General features: G+C 48.3%; 4 protein-coding genes and 1 pseudogene. All 5 read right to left on the bottom strand.

Features of this window, described 5'->3' with window-relative positions; genetic code table 11:
* Nucleotides 1-255 precede the first annotated feature (255 nt).
* The gene (locus tag NUV89_RS26455) at nucleotides 256-588 is read right to left on the bottom strand and encodes a DUF2790 domain-containing protein (RefSeq protein ID WP_019334883.1); all 333 of its coding nucleotides are present in this window, start codon (nucleotides 586-588) and stop codon (nucleotides 256-258) included.
* A 318-nt stretch (nucleotides 589-906) separates the two neighbouring features.
* On the bottom strand, nucleotides 907-2,169 hold the full coding sequence (locus NUV89_RS26450; protein WP_032856625.1) for a hypothetical protein: 1,263 nt from the start codon (nucleotides 2,167-2,169) through the stop codon (nucleotides 907-909).
* Nucleotides 2,170-2,171: 2 nt separating this feature from the next.
* Nucleotides 2,172-3,305, bottom strand: coding sequence for a nucleoid-associated protein (locus NUV89_RS26445; protein ID WP_034152178.1), 1,134 nt, complete (start codon nucleotides 3,303-3,305; stop codon nucleotides 2,172-2,174).
* A 665-nt stretch (nucleotides 3,306-3,970) separates the two neighbouring features.
* Nucleotides 3,971-4,363 (bottom strand): annotated as a pseudogene (locus NUV89_RS30025) (hypothetical protein).
* 397 nt (nucleotides 4,364-4,760) lie between these two features.
* Nucleotides 4,761-6,434: a TniQ family protein gene (locus NUV89_RS26440; protein ID WP_080761983.1), complete on the bottom strand. Its 1,674-nt coding sequence runs from the start codon at nucleotides 6,432-6,434 to the stop codon at nucleotides 4,761-4,763.
* Nucleotides 6,435-6,667: the final 233 nt, after the last annotated feature.

Raw genomic sequence — 6,667 nt, 5'->3', positions numbered from 1 at the left:
CCGTGCAAATTACGACTTGCGGCCGCCGCGCAGCAAGTTGATCGGAGCATCCTTAGCTTGGCAGAGTTTCTTTATGAAATATTTTTTATAATTATAAAAAGCCACCAGCACGTGAGGATTTCTCCTACGTGCCGGCAGACATAATTTCATACAATAGATAACTCCAGCGTGACCTGAAAATTACTTCTATGTCAGCGAACAGTAAGCAGGCTCAAAACATACCGAACAAACTGGCGCAGCTAGGGCCAACGCTAACTAGCTTCCGTGAGGGCAGTTAGTACCCATAACCTTGTATTCCAGGGTGTTGAGCTTGCCCGCCGAATCTTCATAGGTCATGCGCGAAGGAGCTACGCCACAGGTTTTATTGGCTTGAGTGGTACTGATTACCTTCTGGACATCGAGGTTCATTCCATATTCATAATGAACAACTTCAGGTGTCGTCTTTCCATTTTCTAAGGCGTACTGTTCCATCGCCTTCTGGTTCTCTTGCATCATTCGACCATAAACACGGTCACCACCGCCTTCAGCCATGGCCAAAGAAGACAAGGTCAAGATGGAAACGGCAAAAAAAGCTTTTAGTGATTTCATGATTTTCTCCTAGTGTTCACTTACTTCTGACTAGAGGATAACCAGTGATGCCTTTCAGAAAGCTGCCGCGAATATTACATATGCGTAAGGTGTCCCTCAGCACTGGTGAGCTCGACTATTAGAATTTTAACTTATTGGCGGAGTAGGCTGAATATGTTAGATAAGCATTAAAGATCAACTCGAGTTTCTCACGAAATACCCAAGTATTTTTTATTAAAGATACATCTCATCTATATTATGGACAGCTGCTTGGACTGCTCCATATGGATGAGTGGTTTGAGCGCAGTAAGATGAGACGAGGAACGTGTTACAAAAGCCTTATAGGCTGAGAATATTAGGGGCTACGTTGAGTACCGAAAATACCATCGCTAGGATAGCCTTTAACAGCCATAAGAAATCGTCCCGGTATTTTATCGCGGCTAGCAGCAAAGCACCGACGATTGGAAGCAGGGACAACCCCTTCAGCAACCGAAAGGTCCTGGTGAGGGTTAGGCCTTGCTTGTCGACTTGATCGATGGTGATCCTGAGCAGCCCCTGAAGTTTCGGGGGATATGTTTTTATCTTGTCCTTGAAATCATCGAAAATGACATTGAAGCTGTGTAGGAGGCGCTCCGTTTGCAGCATTTGGTTGTGAAGGATTGCAAGCAGAACCACAGAAACCGCTGCCAACCCAAGGACAAGGATAAAACCTTCGAATCTTGAGGTTGTTTTCTCCAGCACGACCAAACCCGCTAGCGATATCGGCAGGGCGAGCATCTTGCCGGCGATGTCGCCCAGCACCCCGCTAAGCTTCGTGCCATAGTCGATTTCAGCTTGGGCCACCTCCCGCCGGGCCCGCTCAAACGAGAAGCTATAGACGTAGGTTTGCAGATTAGCGCGGTATGTGGCGAGGACCTCCCGCCACTCCCGCACGATCACCAAGAACAGATTGGGCTCGCTCTCAAACTTCTCGATGACGCTAGCCACCGCCATCCGAATCATTAATTTTCGTTCGGAGAGGTGTGCCTTATTTTCGTTTTTTCGATTGAGTATTTCTTCCAACAAGCTCAGGTGATTGAGCTCATAGTCAAGGACCTTGACGTCAACCTGGGTAGGTAACAGAAAAGTTCTCGGAGGCTTAGCCCCATCGGGAGGCAAGGCAAAGAACAGATTAAAACCATCTTGGCTGCTGTCTTTGTCGACACCGATCGCTAGCAGTGCAAGCAGCTCGATGAGCCGGCAGACGCGCCTGAGCGCCTTAATCGCCGGAGGCTCGATGTCATCGCTATCTGCCCAACAGAGCTCAACAATGTATACGTTGCTCGGGAATTGCCCCTTGCCCAATGAGCCATTGCGAGCGACAAACTCGCCTAGGTTCGCGTAGAACCGGCCAGACTCGTTCGATGGCAAGCGAAACTCAATATCGAGAGAGTCTGCTTCTTCAGAGCAATGCTCGAACTTGCCATAGGCTGCGGGCAGGCCATCGCACATTCGCAACGCACCGATAATGTCGGGCGTTGGCATCCCCTCATAGCGGATGACTCCGTCCTCAATGGTGGGCGCTCCAATGGCGCGGTAGAGAGCTACCACATTAGAAAACATTCTTAGCCGACCCTGGCCAGCAGTTCTTTCTCGATCACACCAACCAGTTCGGCAGTCAGATTGGACAGCGTCAACTTTTTCCGTCCCTCATCATAATAAACGTCTGCGGCCGGATCCTTACCTAACGCTCCACGCTCGAATTGCAACGACCAGTTAGCCGCGTCCCCCTTGATACGGGTCTTCTCTTTCAGCGATTTCGCATTGACCGTAAAGTCGTCTGGCACCTTATGTTTCTCGCTATTCAAATAGTCTTTCAGCCCAACAATTTCATCCACTAAGTCAGCGGGTACGTGTGCGACAGCGACGTGGCAGATAGCGTCCAAGCGCGCAGATTTGCCTGCGGCCAACTGCTCCTCCAGATACTTGATCACCGCCTCTTTGGCCTTGTAACCAAAGCCTTTTAACGTTTTGTTGTCGCGAAAAAACCGTGCAACGTTATCAATGGCATTTTTGGTAGCGCGTCCGGAAGCTACTCCTTTCGCGCATCCCAGTGCAGAGATGAAATAATCGGATGCCTGACTATCACGGCCCCGGCTGATGAAGCACAGGTAGGTTGAATCCACTTCATCCTCCGCGTCATCTTCATTCTGCTCAGGCGCAGCAGCGGCCGCAGCAGCCATAGCCTTTATGGCCACGAAACTCGCTAAATTGATCCTGGCGGCCTGCTGAACCTTGTTGAGATCGACCTCTTGAATTTCCTTGGGCACATAGTTCTCGTCCAGCTGTATACCGCCGCGTTCCTTCATGCTGGCGACCAGGAAAAAGTCGGTTGCACCTGCGGTGTACTGAGCGCAAAGGATGTGTCCACCGGTCGATAAGACTTGATTACCGGCTTGCTCCACCAACTGGTCCATTGCCAAGTGGGTCAAGTCGATAAATCGCGCTTCATCATCTTGTACTTCTACGAACGCGGTGAAGCGCTCTGGAAACGGTCCCTGACGGTCATCATTGGCAAACTGGCCGTAGACCACGCTGTTGCCTTCTTTGCCGATGAGGCCGTGGATACCATTGACCAGAAAATGCAACGCGGGATTTTCAGTATCGAGCGCCACATCCTTCTTGACCACCTCGGAGATAACGCTGGTCTTGGCCAGCTTCTTGAAGCTGTGAATAATGGCAGTTTTCAGCGTAATCATAGGTCGAATTCCGTTCCGATAGTATCAATATGGAATCACTGAAAATAGCACCTTACCCAGCAAACTTCAGGGCTTATCTCGATATCAGATATCACCTAAGGGCTCCAACACCTAGTGATCAGTAAGGCTGCACGAACCCAATAACTGTATATGCATACAGCATAATACTCTATGCCATTCATCAGCACGAGGGTCTGAGCGTCGAAACGCGGACAGCATCATCTAGGCTTGTCACAGACCATAGTCTCTAACGTAGACTCAGTCTGAAAAGTTTTTCCAATCTTATCCGTCAGCGCTGGAGCACAGCTGAAGAGCGGGGACCGCCCACGCTGGATCGATCAGATCCTTCGTTTGAAGCAATTCTTCGAAGGAATCTATCCCAAAGATTACCCGAGGTTCTAGGTAATGCGCAGGAGGCCTTTTACCTACTGAAGAACAGATTTTTGGAGGGTTTGATCTCAAGACAGGTCACACAAGAACTCGACTGTCTGGACGATAGTCCGGGTAATGGTCATGTGTCGCCACTCCGCTATAGGCCTGGTTCTGGGGACGATTGTTACGAACGCCATGTCTCAGTAAGCACCGAGACAGTACCGCGATGGTTGAGTGGGACGGCGCCCAAAACATTGAGCGTCGATAAATACCACATTACGCGTCCGTGACTCTCAGTACAGGCTCAAAGCGACATCTAGGTCCGTCTGTACCCTTCGGCCGGGTCCCATCAACACATAAACGGTATTTTTGGTCTCGAACAGGCAATCGTGGGTGAAGGAAACTCCCAATGAGGTTCTTACCCAGCGGGCGCGATGGAAACGTCCTCAGCTATCGTGGAGAACAAACAAAGTGTTGACCAGTGTAGGAGTAACTCCTCCTCTAACAACGACCTTTAACTGACGGGGGGAGACCACTAAATCAACCATTATCCAGTCAGCGACTAGGCAATAGGTCCGTCCAGGGAAGTAAGATCCGATCAGAGCCACGGCGTCTGAATGAGGAAGCTCACATCCAGGTATTTTTTCACCACCAGAAACCAGTTCTGCTAGGCCCGCCAGATTCATTCATCCCTCCGACCCACTTCATAAATCGAGTCGAATGATTAATCACACCAGTCAGCATAGCTGCCCGTAAATCGCCCGACTTAAACCCCGATGAACAGCACGCAAAACTTGGCTCATCTGCTCAAAAGCTAACGTTTAGCCCTTTAGCTATGGTCTGATTTATGCCATTGCTCATGCTTGAATCCGACGTCAAAATAGATGCCGGTGTCTGCGGTACGTGAGCGATATCTGCTTCTGCGGCATAAATCCCGTATATGCGTAAACCGCTGCTATCGGTGCACATCCAATGCCCGATCAATACGCAATAGGCGTCGGTATTAACAATGACATCCAACGCCCAGCAATAAGCCACAAAAATCACCGGATCCAGAGCAACTGCGCCACGCCATAAAAATATCTACTGGAGCTTTGAATTGGACGCGATCATCTCCATGTATGCATTGCCACCCATGGGAATATCATAACCTGGTGGCCCTTCCCATTGCCGCGAGACACCGGTATTTCTAAGCATAACGTCAACCTTAATGCCGTCCTTAACCATGCTGTCTAAATCCCACTCGAAGTGATTTATGAGAGCCTGGCAGGCCACATGAGGCACTGTTGTCAATAATCTCAAGCTGGAGTTGTTTGGGGGTAACTTAAGCCTCGCGATCTCCGACATCGTCCATATAAATCTCCGTAACCTAAAATGCCAAAGAGACTCAAGATGAAGTTCAAGTTGAGCTGACAGCAATGGGAAAGACTTACGAGTCGCACGCTCCCTACTTACTTTTCGCGGCAAAAGTGCAAGCATGTTACTGATATTTACTCGCACCTGTTTTTGGGTGATGCGGTACAAGTTCTCAACGCCCTCTATAAGAATAGTTGCGTATTTTTCGTCCTCATCATTTACCACCGGCTCGACACTACTCTTCTGCATTAAGTTCCCTGTAATTTTACTCAACAACCAGTCCTTATCGTTTTCGTTGAGCCAACGGGTTACTTGATAAGCACTTACCCAAAGATAGTCCATACCAATGCCTGGCTTCACTTCAAGTAGCATTGAGATTTTTTCTCGATAAGCCTTTTTCTTATGTTCTGGCAAAGTTTTCTCTTTAAGACGGACCGTCGGGTTTGCCGAGCTAGCAAGTAGAGACTCTTCTGCCAAGCATTTCTCAAACTTTTCTGCACATCCAAAAAGATGGAGAGATATTAAAAGATGCCTTGCCAACGGCATATCAATTTGACCTCTTGTTGTCGATAGCCTAATCCATTGACTTCGAATTCCAGCTGCGTATGCCAAATCAATTTTCGAAATAATTTCATCGCTGAACTTATCACGAATACTGCTAAATAATTTAGCTGTGCCAATTAGGTTCCCATGAACAAACCCTTGCTTCTTTGCTTGACGCCGATAACAAGCAGCCAAAACCGTATATTCTATCGATGGCAGATTGCGTTGCAGAATATCATTTACAAAAACTGCAAACTCGCGCTCTTCATTTGAGGCGAGTGAGCGGTTCGTAGGTTTAACAGCGTTCCACCCGCAAGCACAATCATCGGTCAACCCCGGTAACAATCGGTTTTTACGATAGAAAGGGTGAGAGCAATTAGGGCAAGATTTAAGAAGTTCTTCACCGTGTCGCCAGCACGCTGTAACGCCCGGTACATGATGAGCTCGGTGCCAATATGCGTAGCCACACTCTATGAGGTCGGCCTGCACACAGGCCAAGCAAATTTTAGCTCTGCTATTCCTCGTACCTTCTCTCCTAGGCACTCGAGCGACATCAGATAAAACCTTGTCAAATTCCTTAGAGGATTCTTTTGATAATCCTATAAAAGGTTTGTAGGCTGGGAACGTAGTGTTAATCTCAAGCAACTCAGCCAAGTTGCCTTCTTTAACTCCCGGCAATCGAGAAGCAAGGTTTTCTAATTGCTTTGGTATGATAGATAGTTGGAATGGCGCAACGCCAAAAAGATCACGGAAAGTTTCTGCCTCGGTTTTGTTTCCGGACAAAAAATGGTATCTCGTAATACGAGATAATAGTGTCTCGTCTGGCATAGACATTGGGAAAAACAGAATACTGGACATGAGTAGCCGACTTTCTAGCGTGGGTCTGGTAGGACGCGAGTCCTGTGGATGGTGTTCTTTTATCACATATCACCGTGTACCCGGGTAAGGATTTTAAAAATGAACGCCATACAGTAGCGAACAGCCAGCAACTGTTTTATTAGAAAACAGCAGTTTTTACGCCAAAGTCAAAATACAAGTAAGCGTCCGAACTACACCGCCTTGCATCTCAGACCTTAATCCCCTTTAACCGC

It is taken from the genome of Pseudomonas sp. 18.1.10, assembly GCF_024655625.1.
Lineage (GTDB): Bacteria > Pseudomonadota > Gammaproteobacteria > Pseudomonadales > Pseudomonadaceae > Aquipseudomonas.
Note: the sequence above shows the minus strand (reverse complement) of the source record. Positions and strands in the feature narration are given on the sequence as shown.

What these genes read in the sequence shown, in the direction of transcription:
- NUV89_RS26450 (WP_032856625.1), bottom strand. Translation starts at nt 2,169, where the DNA reads ATGTTTTCTAATGTGGTAGCTCTCTACCGCGCCATTGGAGCGCCCACC.
- NUV89_RS26455 (WP_019334883.1), bottom strand. Translation starts at nt 588, where the DNA reads ATGAAATCACTAAAAGCTTTTTTTGCCGTTTCCATCTTGACCTTGTCT.
- NUV89_RS26440 (WP_080761983.1), bottom strand. Translation starts at nt 6,434, where the DNA reads ATGTCCAGTATTCTGTTTTTCCCAATGTCTATGCCAGACGAGACACTA.
- NUV89_RS26445 (WP_034152178.1), bottom strand. Translation starts at nt 3,305, where the DNA reads ATGATTACGCTGAAAACTGCCATTATTCACAGCTTCAAGAAGCTGGCC.